This is a genomic window from Acidovorax sp. M2(2025) (genome assembly GCF_049330835.1).
GTDB lineage: Bacteria > Pseudomonadota > Gammaproteobacteria > Burkholderiales > Burkholderiaceae_C > Acidovorax.
Genome location: NZ_CP186262.1, coordinates 2187310 through 2207739, shown reverse-complemented (window position 1 = coordinate 2207739; position 20430 = coordinate 2187310). Strand labels below are relative to the sequence as shown.

20 protein-coding genes and 1 pseudogene are annotated in these 20430 nt (G+C 67.8%); 5 read left to right on the top strand and 16 right to left on the bottom strand.

Going from position 1 to position 20430, the window contains the following annotated elements; all coding sequences use genetic code 11:
• Positions 1–190 precede the first annotated feature (190 nt).
• The 6 genes and pseudogenes from ACOYR3_RS10260 to ACOYR3_RS10235 form a co-directional block, all read right to left on the bottom strand.
• Positions 191–529: an XRE family transcriptional regulator gene (locus tag ACOYR3_RS10260; RefSeq protein ID WP_422846322.1), complete on the bottom strand. Its 339-nt coding sequence runs from the start codon at positions 527–529 to the stop codon at positions 191–193.
• Positions 522–887, bottom strand: coding sequence for a type II toxin-antitoxin system RelE/ParE family toxin (locus ACOYR3_RS10255; RefSeq protein ID WP_422846321.1), 366 nt, complete (start codon positions 885–887; stop codon positions 522–524). The genes ACOYR3_RS10260 and ACOYR3_RS10255 overlap by 8 nt, the downstream gene beginning before the upstream one ends.
• Before the next feature lie 52 nt (positions 888–939).
• On the bottom strand, positions 940–2130 hold the full coding sequence (locus tag ACOYR3_RS10250; RefSeq protein ID WP_422846320.1) for a tyrosine-type recombinase/integrase: 1191 nt from the start codon (positions 2128–2130) through the stop codon (positions 940–942).
• 664 nt (positions 2131–2794) lie between these two features.
• Positions 2795–4109, bottom strand: a pseudogene (locus ACOYR3_RS10245) (IS4 family transposase).
• A gap of 92 nt (positions 4110–4201) precedes the next feature.
• Positions 4202–4816 carry a DUF6683 family protein gene (locus tag ACOYR3_RS10240; protein ID WP_422846319.1) on the bottom strand — a complete coding sequence of 205 codons (615 nt, stop codon included), beginning with the start codon at positions 4814–4816 and terminating at the stop codon, positions 4202–4204.
• Positions 4817–4996: 180 nt separating this feature from the next.
• Entirely contained in the window at positions 4997–5578 is a 582-nt protein-coding gene (locus ACOYR3_RS10235; protein WP_422846318.1) for a hypothetical protein, read from the bottom strand.
• 509 nt (positions 5579–6087) lie between these two features.
• Here ACOYR3_RS10235 and ACOYR3_RS10230 point away from each other — a divergent pair.
• On the top strand, positions 6088–6396 hold the full coding sequence (locus tag ACOYR3_RS10230; protein ID WP_422846566.1) for a KGG domain-containing protein: 309 nt from the start codon (positions 6088–6090) through the stop codon (positions 6394–6396).
• Between the two features lie 205 nt (positions 6397–6601).
• The gene (locus ACOYR3_RS10225) at positions 6602–7081 is read left to right on the top strand and encodes a hypothetical protein (RefSeq protein WP_422846317.1); all 480 of its coding nucleotides are present in this window, start codon (positions 6602–6604) and stop codon (positions 7079–7081) included.
• Positions 7082–7139: 58 nt separating this feature from the next.
• On the opposite strand, the gene ligD is transcribed toward ACOYR3_RS10225, so the two are convergent.
• Both ligD and ACOYR3_RS10215 read right to left on the bottom strand, forming a co-directional pair.
• A complete protein-coding gene (ligD, locus tag ACOYR3_RS10220) occupies positions 7140–9662 on the bottom strand; it encodes a DNA ligase D (RefSeq protein ID WP_422846316.1) in 2523 nt (840 codons plus the stop codon).
• Positions 9663–9674: 12 nt separating this feature from the next.
• Positions 9675–10775 (bottom strand): Ku protein, encoded by a 1101-nt coding sequence (locus ACOYR3_RS10215; protein ID WP_422846315.1) that lies wholly within the window; start codon positions 10773–10775, stop codon positions 9675–9677.
• 208 nt (positions 10776–10983) lie between these two features.
• Here ACOYR3_RS10215 and ACOYR3_RS10210 point away from each other — a divergent pair, with 208 nt between their 5' ends.
• From ACOYR3_RS10210 to ACOYR3_RS10200, 3 genes are all read left to right on the top strand, one after another.
• Entirely contained in the window at positions 10984–11310 is a 327-nt protein-coding gene (locus ACOYR3_RS10210) for a hypothetical protein (protein WP_422846314.1), read from the top strand.
• 199 nt (positions 11311–11509) lie between these two features.
• Positions 11510–11692: a hypothetical protein gene (locus ACOYR3_RS10205; RefSeq protein WP_422846313.1), complete on the top strand. Its 183-nt coding sequence runs from the start codon at positions 11510–11512 to the stop codon at positions 11690–11692.
• A 150-nt stretch (positions 11693–11842) separates the two neighbouring features.
• Positions 11843–12214 carry a hypothetical protein gene (locus ACOYR3_RS10200; RefSeq protein WP_422846312.1) on the top strand — a complete coding sequence of 124 codons (372 nt, stop codon included), beginning with the start codon at positions 11843–11845 and terminating at the stop codon, positions 12212–12214.
• Positions 12215–12249: 35 nt separating this feature from the next.
• Here the strand turns inward: ACOYR3_RS10200 and ACOYR3_RS10195 are convergent, their stop codons facing one another.
• The 8 genes from ACOYR3_RS10195 to ACOYR3_RS10160 all read right to left on the bottom strand — a co-directional run bounded on the left by ACOYR3_RS10195 (position 12250) and on the right by ACOYR3_RS10160 (position 20127).
• Positions 12250–12945, bottom strand: a complete 696-nt coding sequence (locus tag ACOYR3_RS10195; protein WP_422846565.1) for a hypothetical protein — start codon at positions 12943–12945, stop codon at positions 12250–12252.
• A gap of 50 nt (positions 12946–12995) precedes the next feature.
• On the bottom strand, positions 12996–14018 hold the full coding sequence (locus ACOYR3_RS10190; protein ID WP_422846311.1) for a mammalian cell entry protein: 1023 nt from the start codon (positions 14016–14018) through the stop codon (positions 12996–12998).
• 65 nt (positions 14019–14083) lie between these two features.
• Positions 14084–14884: an MlaE family ABC transporter permease gene (locus tag ACOYR3_RS10185; RefSeq protein ID WP_422846310.1), complete on the bottom strand. Its 801-nt coding sequence runs from the start codon at positions 14882–14884 to the stop codon at positions 14084–14086.
• Positions 14885–15061: 177 nt separating this feature from the next.
• On the bottom strand, positions 15062–15532 hold the full coding sequence (locus ACOYR3_RS10180; RefSeq protein ID WP_422846309.1) for a MerR family transcriptional regulator: 471 nt from the start codon (positions 15530–15532) through the stop codon (positions 15062–15064).
• Positions 15533–15649: 117 nt separating this feature from the next.
• Positions 15650–16240 carry a DUF2894 domain-containing protein gene (locus ACOYR3_RS10175; RefSeq protein WP_422846308.1) on the bottom strand — a complete coding sequence of 197 codons (591 nt, stop codon included), beginning with the start codon at positions 16238–16240 and terminating at the stop codon, positions 15650–15652.
• A complete protein-coding gene (locus ACOYR3_RS10170) occupies positions 16233–16880 on the bottom strand; it encodes an OmpA family protein (protein WP_422846307.1) in 648 nt (215 codons plus the stop codon). The genes ACOYR3_RS10175 and ACOYR3_RS10170 overlap by 8 nt, the downstream gene beginning before the upstream one ends.
• Positions 16877–19294: a DUF802 domain-containing protein gene (locus ACOYR3_RS10165; RefSeq protein ID WP_422846306.1), complete on the bottom strand. Its 2418-nt coding sequence runs from the start codon at positions 19292–19294 to the stop codon at positions 16877–16879. The genes ACOYR3_RS10170 and ACOYR3_RS10165 overlap by 4 nt, the downstream gene beginning before the upstream one ends.
• Before the next feature lie 26 nt (positions 19295–19320).
• Entirely contained in the window at positions 19321–20127 is an 807-nt protein-coding gene (locus ACOYR3_RS10160) for a DUF3348 family protein (RefSeq protein ID WP_422846305.1), read from the bottom strand.
• Between the last annotated feature and the right edge of the window lie 303 nt (positions 20128–20430).

The following is a 20430-nucleotide window of genomic DNA, read 5'->3' as shown; positions in this document are numbered from 1 at the left end:
TGTAAGCCGCGCTGCTCATTGTCAAACGGAGTCCCCTCGCCCAACGGGCGAGGGCAAAAGGCTATTTTGTACAGCACCGAGTCTCCGCTATAGGGTGGCTGCTCAGCCTCTGAGCTAGGATGTCGTTGCCAATTAGCAACTGTGGGTGCAGCCGGTCCTAGAGGAAGTGCCCCGCTGGAAAGTAACCCAATCACGAAAGCACTGCAGTCTGTGTTGGAGCACCCAGTTCTGCAAAGTTGCTGATCTTCACCGCCCCATCAGGAAACCGTGCAATGACTTCCAGCTCACCCCCCATCGCTTGGATGTGGCTGCGTAGCGTTGAAAGGTACATGTCTGTGCGCTTTTCCATCTTGGCGATAGAGGGTTGCTGCACATGCAGCACATCTGCCAGCATCTTTTGCGACAGCCCCCGAGCTTGGCGCAGCTCGTGCAGTGGCATTTCGTCCAGCATGGTTTGCGCGAGTTCAGCGGCTTGAGCGCGCGCTTCAGGGCTCATTTCAGCCCGCAATTCAGAAAACTTCTTAGCCATCTATTTCTCCTTCACGGCGAAGCTGGTCAAGATGCTCGTCATACAACCGATCAGCGATTGGCACATGCACTTCGTACCAGCGGCTATCACCCGTCTTATCACCGCCGATCAATAAAATTGCCATTCGGCGAGGGTCAAAGGCATACAGCGTGCGAAACGGCCGCCCGCCGTGCTGCGTGCGCAATTCACGCATGCGCCCGTGGCGAGAACCGTTGATGCCACTGCTGTGGGGGTGACCGAGTGAGGGGCCACGCTCTTCCAGCAATGCTACCGAAGCCGCTAAGGACACTTGCTCCTGCTCAGACAAGCCTTCCCACCACGCTTCAAACTCATCGGTGTACTCAACGTCCCAAGACATAGTTAAATATAGCCTCCAAGGAATATTCCGTCAAGGGAATGGAACCTAGTGTTCACAGCGAGTGCTCAGCCCACGCCTGCATCATCGCGCGCCGCTTCTCCAGCATATCCCCGCGCCGGTAGGCAGCCTCCACCTTGTTGCCCACGATGTGCGCCAGTGCCATTTCCGCCATTTCCTGGGGGTAGTCAGTGGCTTCTGCCGCCCAGTCCCGAAACGAGGAGCGGAACCCGTGCACGGTGATGTCGTCGCGCTGCATGCGCCGCAGCACAGCGGTGAGCGTCATGTCTGACAGGGGTTTGTGGTCACGCGTGCTGGGAAACACGATGTCGGTATCCGCCAGCTTGGTGGCCTTCAAAGACTCCAGCAGTTGCACGGCAGCATCCGATAGCGGCACGCGGTGCTCTTTTCCAGCCTTCATGCGTTCGCCAGGGACAGTCCACAGCTTGTGCTCGAAGTCCACTTCGTACCAGCTCATGCCGCGCACTTCGCCTGAGCGGGCGGCGGTGAGGATGGTGAACTGCAAAGCCAGCGCGCCGATGCCGCTTTGCTGGCGCAGTTCGGTCATGAACGGTTTCATGTCGCGCCATGGCAGTGCAGCAAAGTGCTTTGATTTGGCAACTTTGGAGCGTGCGGGCAGCAGTGCGTCGAGGTGGCCTTTCCAGCGGGCGGGGTTGTCTCCCGTGCGGTACCGGTGCACGGTGGCCCAATCCAGCACAGCTTCCAAACGGCCCCGCAGGCGCGAGGCGGTTTCTGCCTTGGTGTGCCACACCGGTTCAAGCACGCGCATGATGTGAGCGGTTTCAATCAGCGCGACATCCATCTTGCCGATGATGGGGGCTGCGTAGGTTTGCAGTGTGTTCGTCCACTGGTCGGCGTGCTTGGCGTTCTTCCAGCCCGAGCGGTGTGATTCGATGTAGCGCTCGGCGCAACTGTCGAACGTGATGGTTTTGGCTTGCTCGGCACGCGCTACGGCAGCGGCTTGGTGCTTGACTTGCATGGGGTCGATGCCTTGGCGCACCTGACGACGCCATGCCATGGCTTTGTCACGGGCATCGGCCAGGGAGACTTCGGGGTATGGCCCCAGCCCTGTCCAGCGCTCACGACCGTTGAAGGCGTAGCGCAAAATCCAGGACTTGGAACCCCCTTCGGTGACTTTGAGCCACAGGCCGGCACCGTCGCCATGCAGGCCGGGCTCCTTGAGCCTGGTGGCTTGCAGTTGAGTGAGTTTGTTGGCTTTGACCATGGGTGGAGTTCGACGGAGACGAGACCCAAATTTTGGTCTCGTTATACGGAACAGTATACGGAAAAAACACGAGATTGGGAGATGCAACCAGAGACACCGTGAAACAACAAAACGCCTAAGTCATTGTTTCTATTGGATTAATTTCTGGTTTCGTGCGATTTCGTGACGCAACGGGAAACCCGGGTTCGACTGCCGCCCTCTCCGCCAACATGCAACCCCAAGTGATTCCATCACTTGGGGTTTTTTGTTTTCTGCCTTCGACGGTATGCCACTGGCTAGGCCATGTCGTGCCGGCTTTGGATAGGCGCTGTCAACCACGTTCAACCCGGCTGCCAAGGATTCATCCTCTTGAGCCGTGGAACGGCAACTAGGGCTCTAGGGAAGGAGGCGTGCTGCAGCTAGCTGGACGCAACGCCCCGCGAGATACGGGACTTCTCTGCCACGACCGGCACCCTGCAACGCGTGCGCAAGTTCATGGACCTGGAGAAATGACCTGCCGGCTTACCTCAGCCGCAAACCCTGGCCCAGGGAAACCCGGTCGGGCTTCACGCCAACAATCTGTTCGACGCCCAGGCTGGCCAGGTTCCGTGCTTCCTTGAGGTAGCTGGGGTTCTTCTGGTCGACCCCAGTGCGGTACAGCGTCAGGACATAAGAGCCATCCGTTTCAAGGTCTTTTCCCGGCAGCCTTCTTAAGCAAGCGAGCGGTAGAGAAGTGGGCGCGAGCGATGGCGCCGCCGACGTAGCCTTTGGCTTGAGCGACCTTGGGCTTGCGTTTGGAGGTGGCCAGTTGTTTGGGGCTCATGAGGCTGGCCAGGCGCAGCAGGCGTTCGAGCAGTCGCCCGACATCGCCGCCGGGGCGAGGCAGTTGCTCGGGTGGCAGCATTCGCAGCATCGTCCCGTAATCGGCCGCGATGTCCACCGCCAGATGGTAGGTGGATACGTCCAGTTCCGGATGGCTTTGGCGATGCGCATGTTCGATGAGTTGTTTGAGCACCGCCAGCACGTTGTACGCCAGCACCGCCACCGCAAATCCCAGCAGCGCCGCACGCGGGTGGCCCAGCGTCTTGATTTCGCTGTTCAGCACGGATTCCAGGCGGCCGAACAGACCTTCAATGCGCCAGCGCTTGCGGTACAGCTGCGCGATGGTGGCTGCGTCGACCTCGGGCGGCAGGTTGCTCCACAGCACGAGGGCCTGGTCGCCGGACTCGGTGGGCGTGTGCAGCGTGAGTTCGATGCGTCGCCACTGCCGCAGGGCTCCTTCGTGGGGTTCGGCCAGCTCGATAGCCTGCTCGCGCACCCCGCCCGTCTCGATGGCGGTGGCCTCGCTCCACGGCCCGCAGCCGCGGATGGCGCGCGTGCTCGCGCACGATGCAACCCGCACCGCGCTCGGCCAGCCCTTGCACGATGGCCCGGGTGCAGAAGTGCCGGTCGCCGATCCACACCTGCTGAGCCTGCGCCTGCTCAATCAGCGCCGCCGCGCCCGTGCGCTCGCTCTCGTGGGCGTCCTCGCAGGCCACGATGTCGCACACCAGCGCGCTGTCCGGGTCGTACACCACCAGCGTGTGGCCTGGCAGCGCCGCGCCCCGTAGTCCGCGCAAGGGGCCCAGCCGCTTCTCGCTGGCCGGCAGATGATTGCCGTCGAACACCCGCAACTGCCAGCCCGGCAGGCTTTGCCGCTCGGGCATGCCGCTCACCAACGGCGCCAGACGCCGGGCGCTGCCTTGCACCAGCGCCCGCAGCACGGCAGGCTCGGTGCGCTGGACCTCGGCATACAGTGCGGCCAGCGACACCGGCAGCTGCCGGGCCATCTTGCGCGCGGCCGCATGCAGCGAAGGCCGCAGTCCCAAGGTGACCAGCAGCATCAGCTCCACCACGCTGGAGAACAGCAGCTCCCGGGGGTACTGCCGTTGCCGGTGTGCCTGGAACACTTCGTCTATCCAGCTCGCTGGCAAGGCCTGTTCCAGTGCCAGGTGCGCCATCACCGCGCCCGGTGCCTGCTCCTCAAACCGCTCAATGATTTCCCGCCAGATTCTTTGCTCCCAGGTCCCACGATCCCCGTGAAATCAGAAGCTTAGATGATCAAACTCCAAAGACCTTGAAAGGGATGGACATAAGAGCCCGTGATGGCGCAGGTCTCGAACAGCTCCTGCTTCTGCGCGTCGCTCATCGCGGCAAACGCCGGTGTCTGCGACAGCGCATCGTTGATGTCCTGCAGGATCAGCTCCTGCTGCGCAGTTGGCAGCTCGGTGCCGCCGCCCAGGACATAGTGGGACGACACCAGCAGGTAGGTGATCGCCCCCGCAACGTTGCTGCCCAGCCGGGCGGACTCGCCACTGTCCTTGAGCAGCTGATCGTACGACGCCAGGATGGCAACATACGCCTCCAGCCGCCGCGCACGGGTCTCGTCGGCAGGGCCCGCCATCCGCTGGGGCATCAGCGGCGTTCTGGTGCGGGCAAAACTGGTGGCAGACAGCGGCATCCGCTTCGCGGAGGGCGTGGCTTGCGGCCCGGAGGGCAGGCGCGACAGCATCATGGTGTTGACGCTGCGGTAGACCCCCAGCGGAGACTGGTTGCTCCACAGAAAGGGGCTGGACCCCGCCGCGGTCCAGGACTGTGCGCTGGCGGAGACCGCACTGCAAACAGAGAGGACCCACAGGCCGAGGCAACGGCAACGAGACAGGCGCATGGAAAACAGGAGGCAGGAGGTGTGAATGGGGAGAGCCAGACCCAAGGGTAACCATGTCCCGCCACGGCGGCCGTGCGCCGGCCGCAGCGCTTGCAGCATTCCGTGATGTAGTTCCGGTGTTCCGCCGCCGATGCCACGCAGCCCACGGGAGTGGGCTAACGGCTAACGGCTAACGCATGCTCACGCGCCGGGCGCCGCGCCCGAGGCGTCCGAAACAACGGCGCCGTTCTCCGCGGCAATGCGCAAGTCCGCCGGAGGGACCAGGGTCAGGTGGTCGTTGCTCACCACCGGCACAAAGCCCATCGGCCCCCGGCGCCGGTGGAATGGCGTGGAGAATTTCTCCGCGATCAGGCTGGTCACCTTTTCAAAGAAGGCGGTGTGCGAGGAAGCCCCGTTCCCGTAGTTGAGCTCCATCTGGTTCCAGCGGATCCGCCATACGCCTTTGACCCGCTGCACCCCCACGCGCACATGCTCGTCCAGGCATTGCGTCTCCAGCTTGAAAAACAGTGTCAGGCCGAAGTAGACGAACCCGTCGTCCCCTACCTGCAGGCGCGGCGACAAGGTGAAGCCGCCGTCGCGGACACGGTCCAGGTGCTCATCCAGGCCATGGAACTCCACGTCCGTGGACTTGGCCCCCAGGTATTCGATCAGCTCCACGCGCAGCTTCTCCGCGAAGACCTTGCACTCGTCCTTGTAGCGGTCAAATTCCTTGCACCAGGCTTCTGCCTTGGCCTGAAGTTCTTCAAACACAGTGGTTGCCATGGTTTCAACGCTCCTGTCATCGCGGCACTGCCGCAGGCGCCGCGGGATGGGCGGGGCGCCGTGGCTTGCGGGCGGTCCACCGGGCCGCGGGATCTGAAACGCGGCGCCGTGACGCAACGCCGTGCGGCCACGCGTCAGCGGCGGGGTGAAGCCCCAGCCTCCAAACCGGCTTCATCCAACTTTGCGACAGCCCCCGGGCTGGTGCTGTAGGACTGCAGGCATCACGGCAGTGGGGCGCCCCGGAGTTCTGCAGGCCCGCCGTGGGACAGGGCCTACCCGGGCGCCGGAGAAGGCCCTGAATTGCGGTGGTGCGAGCCGCTCGCGCAGCCCTGCGAAAAGTCGCTCGCCCAGGGGGCGATGAAAAGCCGCTTGGCGCGCCCCCGCCATCGTCAAACCCCACCTACGGTCCGGTAGTCCTGCGCCTACGGCCCAGCCCATGGCCCGCCAAGACAGTGAAGTCTCACACGGAATGACCCGTGTGCAATGTGTTCAACCTCCAGGAGATCGAAATGGCAAACAGCAATCAAGGCAATCAGAACCAGGGCAACAACAAGCAAGGTGGCTCCGGTTCGGGCCGAGGTTTTGCATCCATGGACAGTGACCGCCAGCGCGAGATTGCGGCCGAAGGCGGCCGCGCTGCCCACGCTTCGGGCAATGCACACGAGTTCACCTCCCAAGAAGCCCGCGAAGCCGGCTCCAAGAGCCACGGCGGCCAGGGGCAAGGCACGCGCGCATCCAGCGATGGCGGCAACACCCGCGGTGGCTCCTCGGAGCAGCATGCGCGCGCAGGCAGCCAGAGCCATAAGAATGACCGCTAAGTGCTAGATGCAGCGGTCGGGGCCCGGAAGCCGTTTGGCGGCTTCCGGGCCCTGCTGTTGCCACTGCCCTGCGCCCTGGCGGCCTGGGCTGTCAGGCGTTTAGGCCTGTTCCTACAAAGGAGCAACATCAGTACGGCCAGCATCAAGGGCTCTACCCAGTCAAACTTTCGCAGGCGGGGTGCCTGCCTGCATTTCCAGGCAATCCATGACTACATCGCTTTCCAACCAATGGGGTTCCAATCTCCAGAAGGCCCAGACCCACCAGCCGGACTGGGACCAGTACGTGGTCGCCAAGGTCAAGAACGTGCGCGCCGCGCTGCTGTCCGGCCTCGACACCTTCAGCATGGAAGGCTTCACCGTACCGATGGCCACCGGCTTCATTGAGCTTTCGGGCATGCGGGCCGGAGCGTTCCGTACGTTTTTGAAGATCGGGTTCACAGAATCCAACCGGGTGGTGCTTCCCGCGTTTCAACTGGTCGAGAACGCCGCGGTTGGCACCCTCATTCTCCCTACCCACTGCTTCGGATCGGCGCTGCAGTTTGCCAACAGCCCCATGGCCCATTTCCGCATTGGCGGAGACGGCCGGCGCAACGCGCTGGCGTCAGATGTGGCCCTGCTCAGTTTTTCGCTGACCCAGCCCGAGGAAAAAGAAGGCCCGGAGGCCGGGTTCATCAACGTGCGTTGATCCGGTTCGCGCAGGGCCGCCGCAGTTCTGCAGGCTCCGCCCCGACCTGTCTCGCAGATCACCGGTCGGGGTGAAACCCCAGCGCTTTCATCGCCACCACCAACGATACGGCCGCCCCTTCGTACCCTTCCCACGGCCCGTTGCCGGTGTGTAGCCGGCGCTCCACCGTGCGCAGCGTCCATTGCGCGCCTGAGGTGAGCGTGTCCAGCTCGTCCCACGTGACCGGGACGGACACGCCCATGCCGGGCCGGGCGCGGGCCGTCCAGGCGCTGGCCGTGGTGGCACCGAAACCATTGCGCAGGTAGTCCACGAAAATCTTGCCCACGCGGTTCTTGGGGCCGCTCTTTTCCACGAAGCGCTGCGGAATGGTGCGGGCCAGGTGCTGGACGATGGCCTGGCTGAAGCCTTTGACGGCGTCCCAGTCGTGCAGCCTCTTGATGGGCACCACCAGGTGCAGGCCCTTGCCGCCGCTGGTTTTCAAGAAGGCGGGCATGCCCAGTTCGGTCAGCATGAGCCGCACCAGCGTGGCGGCGTCCTGCACGTGCTCCCAAGGGGTGCCCTCGCCGGGGTCCAGGTCGAACGTAATGCGGTCCGGACGGGCGATGCGGTCCTTGCGGGCATTCCAGGTGTGGAACTCCACCGTGTTCATCTGGGCGGCTGCGAGCAGGCCTTTCGGCCCCGCCACTTCCAGCAGCGGGGGATGGTCCGGGTAGAGCTGCGGCGCCAGCTGGCGCACGCCTTCCATCCGGCCGGCATCCAGGTGCTTTTGAAAAAACAGCTCCCCCTGCACCCCGTCCGGCGCGCGCACCAGCGAGGTGGGCCGCCCTTTCAGGTGCGGCATCATGAGCGGCGCCACCGTGGCGTAGTAGCGCACCAGGTCCAGCTTGGTGGCGCCGGTGGAGGGGTCGATGACGCGCTCGGGATGGGACACGCGCACGGCGGGCGCGCCGCTCTGGGGGGGGACGGAGGTCGGTGGTGCCATGGTCTGCGGTTTCTCCCGGTGAATGTCCTGGGGCTGCCTGTCCTGGCGCAGCCCCTTGAAGACGGCGTGGCGAATTTTTGCGTCCTGCGTCCACTCCGCGAACGCCACCTCGGCCACCAGCCGGGGCTCCACCCAGTGCGCCTTCCTGCCGACGGACCGGGGGTTGGCGAACGGGCTGGACGCGGCGTGCAGCGCCTGTAGTTGCGACGCCAGGTCCTGCAAGCGTTGCTCGTTGAAGCCGGTGCCCACGTTGCCTGCGTAGCGCAGTGCGCCGTGCTCGTCGTACACGCCCAGCAGCAGCGACCCGATGCCGGTGCGGCTGCCCTGCGGGTCGGTATAGCCGCCAATCACGAACTCCTGCCGGTGGCTGCACTTGAGCTTGATCCAGTCGCCGCTGCGGCGCGACATATAGACGCTGTCCTTGCGTTTGCCGATCACGCCCTCGAAGCCGAGCTTGCAAGCCGACGAGACCAGATCCGCCGGCGCTGCTTCAAACGCCTCGCTGAAGCGCACGTTGTCCTCCGCAGCTGCCTGCACGAGGCTCCGAAGCCTCTCCCGCCGCTGCTCCAGCGGCACGGAGCGCAGGTCGGCACCGTCGGCATACGGCAGGTCGAACGCATAGAAGACGAGTGCGTCGGTGGACGCGCCGTCAAAGGCGTTTTGCAGTGCCTGGAAGTCGGGAATGCCCTGGCCGTCCAGCACCAGCACCTCGCCGTCCACCCAGCCGGATTTCAAGGGCAGGCGGGCCAAGGCCCCGGCCAGGCGCGGCATCCTGGACGTCCAGTCGTTGCCGTTGCGCGTGAGCAAGCGGGCCTTGCCCTGCTCCACGCGGGCCAGCAGACGGTAGCCGTCAAATTTCAGCTCCCACAGCCACTGCGCGGTATCGGCCGGCGGCCGCTCCACCAGGGTGGCGAGCTGGGGGGCCAACGTCCTGGGCAAGGCGGCGGCGACGTGCGCCCCGCCCGGTTCGCCGCCCCGCCGGCTCGCGCGCGTTGCACGGGCCGGTGGCGCGGACGCTGGCGCGCCGCCCGTGGGAGGCCAGGGGACCGGCGGCGCGGTCGCCACGCTGTCGGGGAGTGCCTCGACCACATTGAACTCGCGGGCGGGCCGCTCCAGGCCGTCGCGCTCCTTGATCAACAGCCAGGGCTGCTGGCGTTCGTCGCCCCGGCCGTGCATGCGCACCAGGGTCCAATGGCCCTGCAGCTTGTGGCCGTAGATCTGGAACTTGAGCTTGCCATTGCGGTAGCCCTCGTCCGGGTCGCCCTCCGGCACCCAATAGCCGCTGTCCCAGATGATCACCCGGCCGGCCCCGTACTGCTTGGGCGGAATCTGCCCCTCAAAGCGGTTGTACGAAATCGGGTGGTCCTCCACCTGCACCGCCATGCGCTTGTCCGCGGGGTCGAAGCTCGGCCCCTTGGGCACGGCCCAGCTTTTCATCGTTCCGTTCAGCTCCAGCCGAAAGTCATAGTGCAGGCGGGTGGCCCAGTGCTTCTGGATGACGAACTGCCGGGCGTGCTGGCCCGGCGCTCCGCCATCAGAGGGTTCGGGCGTGACGGCAAAGTTGCGCTTCTTGCGGTATTGCGCCAGCGAATCGCCCATGGCGGCACGTCCTCAGGCGGCCCGCCGGCCGGGCTTGCGGGCCGCGGCGGGGGCCCGCTTGGCCGCAGGCGCCTTTTTGGCCGGCGCCTTTTTGGCCGGCGCCTTTTTGGCCGGCGCCTTTTTGGCCGGCGCCTTTTTGGCCGGCGCCTTCTTGGCCGGCGCCTTCTTTTTGGCCGCCGCCGGTTTGGCCGCTGCGGGGCGCGCGGCGGACTTGGCCGGCAGCCGGGTCACCGATCCGGACGCCGGCCGGTCCGTGCCGGGCGGCGTCTTGCCCTCGAGGCTGCGCCGCAGCAGCGCCGTCAGGTCCAGCACCTCGGCGCCCGCCGGCGCGGTGGGCGCGTTCTCCACCGGGGCAACCTCGGCAATGTCCCCGGCGGATGCTTTCTGCTCGACGAGTTTGTGGATTTCATCCGCGAAGGAGTTGCGAAAGCTGTCGGCCTTCCATTCCTGCGTCATGTCGTCGATCAGCTGGACCGCCATGGAAAGCTCGGCGTCCTTGATGCCCGCCGCCCGGGCGTCGAGCGGCGGCAGATTCAGTTGCTCGAACGAGCGTATCTCGCCCCCCCAGCGCAGCAGGTTGAGCACCAGCGCCCTGCCGCACGGGATCAGGACGGCCAGATGCTGCTTGGCCTGGATCACCACCTTGGCCACGCCCACCTTGTTGCTCTTGCGCAGGGCCTCGCGCAGCAGGGCATACACCTTTTCGCCGCGCTTGAGCGGAGCGGTGTAGTAAGGCCGCTCCAGGTAGACAAAGGGGATTTCGTCCGCATCGAGAAAGGCCTCGATCTCGATGGTCTGGGTCACCTTCGGAAACGCCGCGGCGATCTCCTCGGCCGACAGGACCACATAGCGGCCTTCTTCGTACTCCACGCCCTTGACGATATCGGCGGCAGCGATTTCCTTGCCGGTCACCTTGTTCACCCGCTTGTAGCCCACCGGCTGCATGGACCGCTTGTCGAGCCAGTCGAAGTCGATGCCCAAACTGGCCGTGGCCGAATACAGGCCCACCGGGATGTGCACCAGGCCGAAGCTGATCGCGCCCTTCCACAACGTGCGGGTGGATGTCGGTGCCATATTCCGGTCGTGGGCCGTTTCAGCCTTGCTGTCGCTCATTTCCAGCTCCTTGCGCTGCAACGCACCCCAACGTAGCGAACCCCGCACAGCTCGGCTGTAGGACATCGCCTGCTATCCGACAGTTCCCTGCCCAGCCCCGGCCTGCGAAAAAGCGACAAAACGCATCAACTTGTTGACATTCGTTCGCCCAGTTGCCACCCTTTGCCGCCCAGATAAAAATGGCCGTCTGCACCCAAGGAGCGCACGCATGCCCATGGAGCTACTCTTCAGCCTCGCCCAAAGCCGCCTGCCCGTCACCGTCGACAAGCCTTGTGACATTGACAAGCTGCGTGTCATTGCAGCGGCGCAGTTGGTGCAAGCCCGGCTGCCGGAAGTGGGCGCCGCGGAGCAGACCGCCGAGGTGCTTTCGATTACCGCGCAGGGACGCGCCGCGCTGGTAAAGACGTATCCCCACCACGCCTTTCACTTCGGCCCCCTTGCGCCGGCCGCTGCCGCCGGCAGGTCGGATTGGCCCGCCTCCGACGGGAGCTACCGGCTGGAGCGCGACACGGGCAAGACCACGCTCGATTCCTGACAGCCTGCGAGTCGCGGTGGATACCGCAGGGCGCGGAGCCGCGGACGCCTGCCAGGGGCTTGCGAGAGAGTGCCGGAGGCCTCCTGTCGCCTTTGTCTGACAGACGCTGAGCACCCCGTTTGGTGAAATCTTTTTCACTGGCCATTGCGGCTGGTTTGGGGTCATTGGGGCCCCTGCCCTCCGAACAAAGGAATCCACCATGAAGCGCCCACCCTCGCGTCCCGGAACCCGCGCCCTTGCGGCGTTTGCCGGCACGATTGTGCTTGCAGTGCTGGCCGCGGCATCGTTGTTGATGCCCGATGTGGCCGTGCAGTCGGTGGACTCCATGCCCCTGCTGCCGAGCGGGCTCGATCAGATGCTCACCGCGGGCCTGTTTGAATGAACCTGGCCGCAGGGGCTTGGAAGGCACCCGGGGGCTCACCGCCTCGCATTTGCACCGCTGCGCAACACGTTGTAGCAAAAACCATAGCATCGCAGTACCATTCAGCGCCGCGCACAAGGCCGTGCGGCGCATGGAGAATGGAGGACGACCGTGATCCCACGTATTCGCATTCCTGCAAAATTTTCTTCTTTCCTGTGGGCGGCGCCGGTGGCTGTGGCCCTGGCCGGCGCGTTCAGCGGTTGCGCCCACCCGCGGGATGGCACCCTGGAAGAATTTGCCCGCTGGCACGACAACGCCCGGGCCGAGGCCGAGGCGGGGCTCCTGAGCTGGAGCGAGCTGTACAAGCAAAGCTTTGACCGCCTGACCGCCCTGCCGCCGTCGTTGCAACAGGACACGCGGCTGGAAAACACGGTGCTGCTGCTGTCCACAGCGCGCAAGTTTGAAGCGCATGAGATGAGCGCACAGCAGTTCGCCACCGAGCGCGACCACATTGAAACCCAGCTGCAAGCCCGCCTGCGCTGAGCTGGCCGCTGGTCCCGCCGTGCGGGCGGGGCCCATCAACGGGACGGGGCGCCGCCCTGTTCCACAAGGTCCAGGCGGCGGCGCAGTGCCGCAGCTCCGGGCGCATCCCCTGCCGCCTCGGCCCTGCGCGCCTGGAGCGTGAGCCACGCCATCAAGGGCCTGCGCCACCCCTGGGCGGAGGCGGTTTCCGTGGCCACTGAAAGCACCTCCGGCGTTGCCCGGCCAGCTTGCAACAGCACCGCCGCCGCCACCAGGCGCGACAGCGGATCTTCCACAGACGGCAAGGCCGCACTCCCCGCCGCAATGACCTTGCGTTGCGCCTGCGGCAGCAGCGCCGCCTGCTCCGGCGCGAGGGGCCGGCCGGCAAGGTAGTCGGCATAGGCCTGTTCGCTGGCTGCTGCGTCGGCACGCAAGGGCTCAAACCGGTCGCAGCCTGGCGGCTCCAGGCTGGCGGCCTGGGCCGCGCAACGCATCAGCTCCAGGCGGGCCATCAGGTCGGGCCGGCCGGTGCGGGCAACCTCGGCGCGGGCACGGTCCCACTCCAGCCGCTCCACCCGGGGGTTGCCGGACAGTTGGGCCTCCAGGGCCTTTTGCGCGGCGCCCTGGGCGTTCATCTGCCAGTCGGGAACGCGTGGGCCGCTGGAACACGCCGGCAAGAGCGCAGCGGCGGCCCATGCCGCAGCCAGGGCGAGCGCGGCGCGCCCGGGGCCGGCGGCCAGGCGGCGCGGCATGGGCGACTGGACCCGGGGCGCGGGGGATGGTGGGGCAGCGGCAGGGATCTTCATGGCAGCTTGAGTTCCGTTTCCCGCGCAAAGGGCCATTTGCGGTTGATCTCGTTCACCAGGCTTTCCACCTTGCGCAAATTGCTCTCGACCTCTGCGCGCAAGGCGCCCAGGTCGGTGGAGGCCTCCCGGGCGTTGACGCCGATGGCCTGGGCCTCGGCCAGCACGGCGTCGACCTTGCGCAGGCTGGTGCGCGTGTCGGCCAGCAAGCCGTTGAGCTGCCCCACGGCCGCGCGCACCTCCGGCACCAGCGCGTCCTTGCTGCCGTCGGCGCCGAATACCTGGCGGTCGGCCCGCGCGGCCATGCCGTCCAGCCGCGCCAGCAGGGCATTGGTGCGCTCCAGGGTCGCCACGATCTTGCGGGCATCCGCCTCGTTGCCCATCAGCACGCCCAATGCGCCGCCGGGGCCGTTGAGGCGTTCCGTGAGTGCGCGCACGTTCGCCAGGCTGCCGCCCAGGGCGGCGTCCTGCGCGGTCAGGGCGTTGAGGTTGGCCAGCAATTCGCGGGCGGATGCCATCAGCTGGGGGATCTCGGCGGTGGCGTCGCCGCGCAGTACCGGGCGCTCGGCGCCATCGGTCAGCGGCGGGTCGTTGAGCATGCCGGAGTAGGCACGGATGTTGGTGCCCCCCACAATCCCGCGCACCAGCGTGAACACGCTGGACTCCCGCAGCCAGTGGGCATCCTTGCGCGGCACGTCGACGATGATGCGGGCGTTGCCCGACGCCGCCAGCTCGATGCGCCGCACGCGCCCGATGGGAAAGCCGGAGAAGGTCATGTCCATGCCGACCACCACGCCTTCGGAGTCTTCGGCCGTGAGCACCAGCGTCTGCGTCGGCTCGAACGCGCCACGCGCATACAGCAGGTACAGGCCGGAGCCCACGATGAGCGCCAGGGTGAACAGCAGCAGCGCCGCCGCCTTGACCTCCAGATAAGCCACCGGGCGCAGGACCTCGACAGGCGGTACCTCGGCGGCAGGCGGCGGCGTCGTGTGCGGGCGGGGGTGCTTCTCGTCGTCGTTCATGGGGACCATTGCGTGTTCGCAGGAAGGTTGGGGACGGACAGGCAAAAGAAGAGAGACCGTGCCGGTCAGTAGTAGTTGCCCATGAGCGAGGCGATCTCGATCATCAGCAGCACGGCAAACATGCGGGCCAGGCCGCCCAGCTCGGAGTCCGGCTGGGTGCGGTCGCCCGCGTCGTACAGGCCCGCGGCCATGGGGATGAGCGCCACGGCCAGGCTGAAGAACACGGTCTTGAGCACGAACACCAGCGTCACGCCGGGCGAGAACACCTGCCCGAACATGCGGGTGTAGCTGGGCAGGCCCGCCAGGTTGAAGCCATAGACGCCCACGTACACCAGCACCAGCGCCACCACGCAGCTGAGGGCCGCCAGGGTGATGCAGGCAAACACGCCGGCCACCACGCGGGGCAGCAGTTCCATGCGCACGGGGTCGGCCCCCTGGCGGCGCAGCGCCGAGAACCGGCCGCCATCGCGCAGCCGCGTGATGTGCGTGCCATTGGGGATGGTGCAGCGCATGGCCACGAACAGCGCCGCCGTGAGCGGGATCAACTCCAGCACCAGCACGCGGATCACCATCTCCAGCGCATAGCGCGACAGCCCGTAGCTCAGCGCCGTGACCACCACAATGCGGGTGATGACCAGGCTGATCAGCGCGGCCAGCACCGTGAAGCCCACGAGCACGGGGGCCGTGTCGAGATAGATGTGGCGCGCCAGCGCCCGGCGCGTGCCCTTGCCGTAGCTGGACGGCGACAGCACCAGCACCAGCACCACCGCGCCCAGGTACAGGATGCGCCACCACGCAATCGCCCAGCGCCGCGCGGTGCGCCACAGCCGTTCTGGCAAGAAGAGACCGGGGAGGGAGGGGGCCATGGCCGCATCATAGCGGCGCCCTCCCGGCCGGCCGAAGGCGCATGCCGGCCGCAAGGAATACAAGTGTTTTTGGCCTCTAGCGCCCTAAAGACAAGCGCAAGCAGCTATGCTATTTATAGCAAACAACAGCCCGCGGAAACAGCTACTCACAACCGGCGCAGCGCACGGCCGGCGTGCTCACACATGGCGCTTGCCGGCGCTGCCCGCTGGCGCGGCAGGCGGCTGCGCGTCGGCCCGCTCGTGCAGGGCTTCGATGATGCGGCAATGGGCGTCGGTGCCGTCGCACCGGTTGCGCAGCGCCAGCAGGTCGGCCTCCAGGCTGCGCAGCTCGGCCAGGCGGCTGCGCACATGCTGCAGGTGCTCGTCCAGCGCGACGCGTGCGGCCTCGCAGTCGGCCTTGCGGCTCCAGTCCAGCTCCAGCAGCGTGCGCACCTCGGCCAGGGACATGTCCATGGCCCGGCACAGGCGGATGAACCGCAGGCGGTGCACGTCGTCGGCGCTGTACAGCCGGTAGCTGTTGTCCTCCCGCGCGGCAGGGGTGAGCAGGCCTTCCTTTTCGTAATACCGGATGTTGGCCGCAGACACGCCGGCCTGGCGCGCCACGTCGCCAATGCGGTACTGCGGGGGCGGCACAAGGGGCGGGGGCATGGGACTTTTTTCCTCACAACGCGGAGCGGCCATCATGCCACTGCACCGCCAGCGTGGCCGGCCCGCCTGCCGTGCCCTTGCAGCGCGCTGGCCCGACAGCAAGGGGTAAAGGCGACGTCAGGACTTGGCGCGCGGAGCCCGACCCGGCCGGGCCGGCGCCCGCACCGGCCGCGCGGACGCCTGTTCCAGCCACAGCAGGCTGTCCACCTGTGCCACGAAGTGCCGCAGGTAGTCCGGCGAGAGCGTGCGCATCAACGCCAGCGAGCGCAGCATGAGACGGTGGGGGTTGAGCGGGCCCGCGTTCTCAGGGCCGCGCGTGAAGGCCCGGTCCACCTGCTGCTCCGCGGCAATCTTGACCCAGACTTCGCCGAAGCGGCGCACACTGGGCAGCTCGGCCGGGCTGTCCGCGTCCTCCCCCAGCGCCGGATCGGCATCGGCCTGCGCACGGGCTTGCAGCTCCTGGTTCAGCAGCGCCAGCGGGGACGGCGACGTTCCCGGCAACACATGCGGTGGCGGGCTGGCCGGGGCAGCGTGGGCGCGCCGCGCGTAGGCCTCCACGGCCGCCTGCAGCCGCACCGCCAGCACCTGCTGCACGGCGGGCGGCTGGCCGGGCAGCCGGGCGGCCAGCACCTCCAGGTACCGGAAACGCACCGGGTCGCAGTGCTGGGCACCCGCGGCGCGCAGGGACTCCAGGGTCGGCTCACTCATCGCGGGGCGGGGACACCTTGGCGGCCCGGGGCACGGGGGCCATTTCCACCCGGCGGTTCTGCGCCCGCCCCTTTTCGTCGGCGTTGTCGGCCACGGGCTGCTCTGCGCCAAAGGCGGCGGCAAACACCTGCGACGAGGGCATGTCTTCTTCCACCAGGGCGCGCGTCACCGTCAGCGCGCGCTGGGCCGAGAGCTCGAGGTTGTCCGCAAACCGCTGGTGGCGCCCCTGCACCAGCGCGGTGTTGTCCGTGAAGCCGCTGACCATGAGCATCTCGTCGCGCTCGCGCAGGTACACGCGCAGCGGCTGCACCAGGCTGCGCAGCAGCTGGCGCCCCTCGGCCCGCAGCTCGGCGGAGCCGGGGGCAAACAGCACGCTGCCGCTGATGCCGATGCGGCCTTCGTTCACCGTCACGCGCCCGCTGGCAAGCGGAATGGCAAGCGCTTTTTCCAGGGCCATGCGGCGCTTTTCCTCGAGCTGGCGCTTTTCCACTTCCTGCTTGAGGCTGGCCACCAGATCGATCTGCACCACCAACACACCCACCAGGATCAGCACGAAGGCCCCCAGCAGGCCGGCCATCAGGTCGCCAAACACCGCCCACACGGGCGCGGTGGCGTCGGCACTCTCGTCCAGGTCCGTCACGCGGCCACCCCTTGCACCGAGGCGGCCCTCTGGCCGTTGAGCCGGCGCAGGTCTTCCACGATGCCCTGCTGCGACGCAATGCTCAGGTCGATGACCTCGCGGGCCTGGGACACGTAGTAGGCCAGTTGCTCATCGCTGCGGCTCAGGGACTGGCCGATGGCGCTCTCGATGCGCTGCAAGCTCTCCATCAGCTTCTCGCTGCTGGCCGTGAACAGCCCCACGCCGTGCCCGAACGACTCGCCCAGGCTGGACAGCTCCACCGCGCTGGCCGCGACATGCGCCGAGACCTCGTCAACCTTGCCCGCCTGCGCACCCAGCGCCTGCGCGAATTCCTGCCCGGCCTTCTCCAGCACGGAGGCGGCCGACCCCACCAGGGACTCGATGGCCGCGCGCTGCTGGGCCGTGGCCTCGCTCACGGCCTGCAGGAGCGTGCCCAGCTGTTCCATCATGGCGGCACGCTCGGTCAGGGCGGCGTTGTCGCGCTCGCTCAGGTGCGCCATCTCGCCGCGCAGCTGGGTAATCACTTCGGCGGCCGCCTGGGGCACGTCCGACGCGGTCTGCAGCAGGCGCGTGAGCGGGGCCTCCAGCGCCGCCCCCAGGGTGGCCAGGTGGCCCGCCACCGCGCCCTGCAGCGCGTCCAGCCGGTCCACGGCCGCCTGCCCGCGCAGGGCTTCCGCGTCCCGCAGCGCGGCCAGCTCCGTTCGCCACACCCCGGCCAGCGCGTCCATGCGCTGCGCCTGCGATTCGACCCACCGCGCCTCGGCCTCGGTGCGGCTGTGCAGCAGCCGGTCCGACTGCTCCATCAACTGCGCCGCGCTGCCCAAGGCCTGCTGGACCTGTGCGGCCATGCGCTCGCCCAGCTGGGCGGCCGAGGCCTCCAGCACACGGCTGGCCTCCAGCTGCTGCTGCGCAGCCTGTTCCGCAGCGCGCTGCCAGGGGGTGGCGAGGCTGTCGGCCAAGCCTTCCAGCGACTGGTGCCACTGGGCCAGGCGCTCCTGGTCCGCTGCCGCCTGCGCCGCCTGCGACTGGGACGCCGCGTGGTGCAGCGACTCCAGCACCGCCGAGGTCCGCTGCTCCAGCGCCTGCGACGCGGTGAGCAGCGACTGGTCCAGCTGCGCCGCCGCGCCTTCCAGCGCATGGCACAGCGCCGCTTGCTGCTGGGCGGCCTGGGTGCCCGCGCGCTCCCATTGCGCGGCCACCCGTCCGGCCAGGTCGTCCACGGAACGGCTCCACAGCGCCAGCCGCTGCTGATCGGCGGCGGCCTGGGCCGAATGCACCTGCCCGAGCGCGTCCTGCTGCGCAGCCAGCACGGCCATCGTGCGCTGCTCCACCGCCTGCGTGATGGACTGGAGCACGGCCTCCAGGCGCACCGCCTGCTCGTCCTGTTGCTGCACGTGGCGCAGCGCCGCCTCCGTCCAGGTGCCGGCCACCTGGCGGGCGGTGGATTCCCACTGCGCCGACAGGGCCTGCATCTGCCGATCGGTGGCGTCGCGCAGCCGCTGGTGCGAACGCTCGGCCTCCTGGGTCAGGCTGGCCATGGCCTGCTCCACCACCGGGCGAATGGTCTCGCCAGCCGTGCGGGCGGCGGTGTCCAGGCTGCCGCGCAACGACGCGCCCACGGCGTCGGCCAGCTGGGTGTAGGCGGCCGTGGCCTCCTGGTGAAACGCCCGCTGCTGCTCCTGCAGCGCGCCGGCCAGCTGGGCCTGGCGGTGCTCCAGCCCGTCGGCCAGCCCCTGCAGGCGCTCGGCGATCAGGGGCATGGCCTGGGCTTGCGCCTGCAGGGCGTCCCACACGGCCTCGCGGCGGTGGGCCGCCGAGAACGGGCGCAGCGCCGTGGCGGTGCGCGCATCCAGCAGCTGCAACGCGGCCAGCCGGTCGCGGCGGGCCAGCGCGAGCATCAGCCCCAGCATGGCGGACGCGGCCACCCCTGCGACCGAGGTGCCAAAGGACAGCCCCAGGCCCTTGATGGGCGCCGCCAGCGCAGCACGGATGGATTCCAGGCTGGACGAGGCCTCCAGCGCAAACACGGCGCCCTTGAAGGTGAGCACCATGCCCAGGAACGTGCCCAGCATGCCCAGCATGACCAGCAGCCCCACCAGAAAAGGTGCCAGCGCCGGCCCCGGCAGGGCCGCGCGCTCGCCGTCCATGCGCCGGCGCACCGGCCCGCGCAACGCGGCAGGCAAGCGGTCCAGCCAGGCCTCGAGATCGCCCAGAACCGCCGGCGGCTGCGGCAGCGCCGCCAGCGCGGCAGTCAGCGCTGCCGTCGCGCGGCGAAACCGCAGCAGCTCAACACCGCCCAGACCGTAGGCGGCGGCGATCACCACCGTCACGCCCAGCGCCAGCGGGCTGGAGCCCAAGAACCCCCACCCCACCCAGGCCACCACCGCCATGCCGACTGCGAAGGCGGCTGTCATCCCATGCTTGTTGCTGTTCATCCAAATTACCAATCTGTCACTGTTTCTGTGGCGGTTTCATCCCCGGCGCCCAGCGGCTGGCCGGGGCCTTCAGGGGCGGCCTGCCAGGCCTGGGCGGCCTCCAGCAGCCCGGCCAGCGGCTGCAGCCGCACCTCCAGCTCGGCCTGCAGCAGGGCGCGCAGATCCTGCTCGAAACCGTGCAGCCAGCCGCCGGGTGCACGCCAGCGCTGTGGGTCGTCGTCCTGCCCCACGGCCTCCAGCTGCTGCTGATAGCGCATGCGCCGGTGCGCCATGCGCCGCTCCAGGTGGCCCGGCAGCGATGCCCACAGCTTCTGCTCGCGCGCGGCCAGCATCTGCTCCATGGCGGCATCCAGGGCGGCCAGGCGCCGCAGCGCGGCCGGGCCGCCCGCGAGGTGCTGGCGCATCTCCCCCCGCAGCGTGGCCAGCCGCATTTCCATCTGCTTTTGCGTGGCCAGGTAGCGGGCCGCGTGCGTGGCAAAGTCGGCTTCCATCTCGGGATCCGGGCCCGGGACGGGGGTGTGGTCGGCCCGCTCGCGCAGCGGCCGGGCCCGGGTGGGCCGCGCCACCACCAGCGCGGACAGCTCCGCCCGCGCCGCGTCCAGCCCGGCCTGCAGCGCAGGCACGTCGGGGGCCGAAGCGGGGTCCGCAGCGTCACCGTCAAACCCGTCCGCGGACTCCAGCTGGTGCAGCCACCGGCCGAGCTTGACGGCATCCACGGTGCTGAGCCATTGGCTGAGCTGCTCCGCAAGGTCCGCACGGTCCGCACGCACAGGCGCAGCCTGCACCTGCGTCCATTGCTGGAGCAGGCGCACGAGTCGTGAACGGTGAAGCCGGTGGTGCTGGTGCATGGGTCGCCCCGCCGCAGGGCCCACCCGCAGCACCTTGGCACTGTGGGCGGGCCCTGCGGCGGGCAAAACCGGCTATTTTCGCAGGAAGCGCAGGGGCGTCCGCCACGGCTGCCGGGCGTTGCACGTGTTACATGTTCGGGAGGCGGTGCGCAGCGGGGGGCCGCCACCCTCGCCCGCGCCTGGCCAAAGCCTTTTCATCGGCCCACACTTTCTTGACCGGGGACAAGCCCTGCCAGGGGTGCACATGCTCCAATCGCCGCTTTCACG

What these genes read in the sequence shown, in the direction of transcription:
- ACOYR3_RS10240 (WP_422846319.1), bottom strand. Translation starts at nt 4,816, where the DNA reads ATGCGCCTGTCTCGTTGCCGTTGCCTCGGCCTGTGGGTCCTCTCTGTT.
- ACOYR3_RS10165 (WP_422846306.1), bottom strand. Translation starts at nt 19,294, where the DNA reads ATGACAGCCGCCTTCGCAGTCGGCATGGCGGTGGTGGCCTGGGTGGGG.
- ACOYR3_RS10210 (WP_422846314.1), top strand. Translation starts at nt 10,984, where the DNA reads ATGCCCATGGAGCTACTCTTCAGCCTCGCCCAAAGCCGCCTGCCCGTC.
- ACOYR3_RS10260 (WP_422846322.1), bottom strand. Translation starts at nt 529, where the DNA reads ATGGCTAAGAAGTTTTCTGAATTGCGGGCTGAAATGAGCCCTGAAGCG.
- ACOYR3_RS10215 (WP_422846315.1), bottom strand. Translation starts at nt 10,775, where the DNA reads ATGAGCGACAGCAAGGCTGAAACGGCCCACGACCGGAATATGGCACCG.
- ACOYR3_RS10205 (WP_422846313.1), top strand. Translation starts at nt 11,510, where the DNA reads ATGAAGCGCCCACCCTCGCGTCCCGGAACCCGCGCCCTTGCGGCGTTT.
- ACOYR3_RS10250 (WP_422846320.1), bottom strand. Translation starts at nt 2,130, where the DNA reads ATGGTCAAAGCCAACAAACTCACTCAACTGCAAGCCACCAGGCTCAAG.
- ACOYR3_RS10175 (WP_422846308.1), bottom strand. Translation starts at nt 16,240, where the DNA reads ATGAGTGAGCCGACCCTGGAGTCCCTGCGCGCCGCGGGTGCCCAGCAC.
- ACOYR3_RS10235 (WP_422846318.1), bottom strand. Translation starts at nt 5,578, where the DNA reads ATGGCAACCACTGTGTTTGAAGAACTTCAGGCCAAGGCAGAAGCCTGG.
- ACOYR3_RS10225 (WP_422846317.1), top strand. Translation starts at nt 6,602, where the DNA reads ATGACTACATCGCTTTCCAACCAATGGGGTTCCAATCTCCAGAAGGCC.
- ligD (WP_422846316.1), bottom strand. Translation starts at nt 9,662, where the DNA reads ATGGGCGATTCGCTGGCGCAATACCGCAAGAAGCGCAACTTTGCCGTC.
- ACOYR3_RS10195 (WP_422846565.1), bottom strand. Translation starts at nt 12,945, where the DNA reads ATGCCGCGCCGCCTGGCCGCCGGCCCCGGGCGCGCCGCGCTCGCCCTG.
- ACOYR3_RS10180 (WP_422846309.1), bottom strand. Translation starts at nt 15,532, where the DNA reads ATGCCCCCGCCCCTTGTGCCGCCCCCGCAGTACCGCATTGGCGACGTG.
- ACOYR3_RS10190 (WP_422846311.1), bottom strand. Translation starts at nt 14,018, where the DNA reads ATGAACGACGACGAGAAGCACCCCCGCCCGCACACGACGCCGCCGCCT.
- ACOYR3_RS10230 (WP_422846566.1), top strand. Translation starts at nt 6,088, where the DNA reads ATGGCAAACAGCAATCAAGGCAATCAGAACCAGGGCAACAACAAGCAA.
- ACOYR3_RS10255 (WP_422846321.1), bottom strand. Translation starts at nt 887, where the DNA reads ATGTCTTGGGACGTTGAGTACACCGATGAGTTTGAAGCGTGGTGGGAA.
- ACOYR3_RS10185 (WP_422846310.1), bottom strand. Translation starts at nt 14,884, where the DNA reads ATGGCCCCCTCCCTCCCCGGTCTCTTCTTGCCAGAACGGCTGTGGCGC.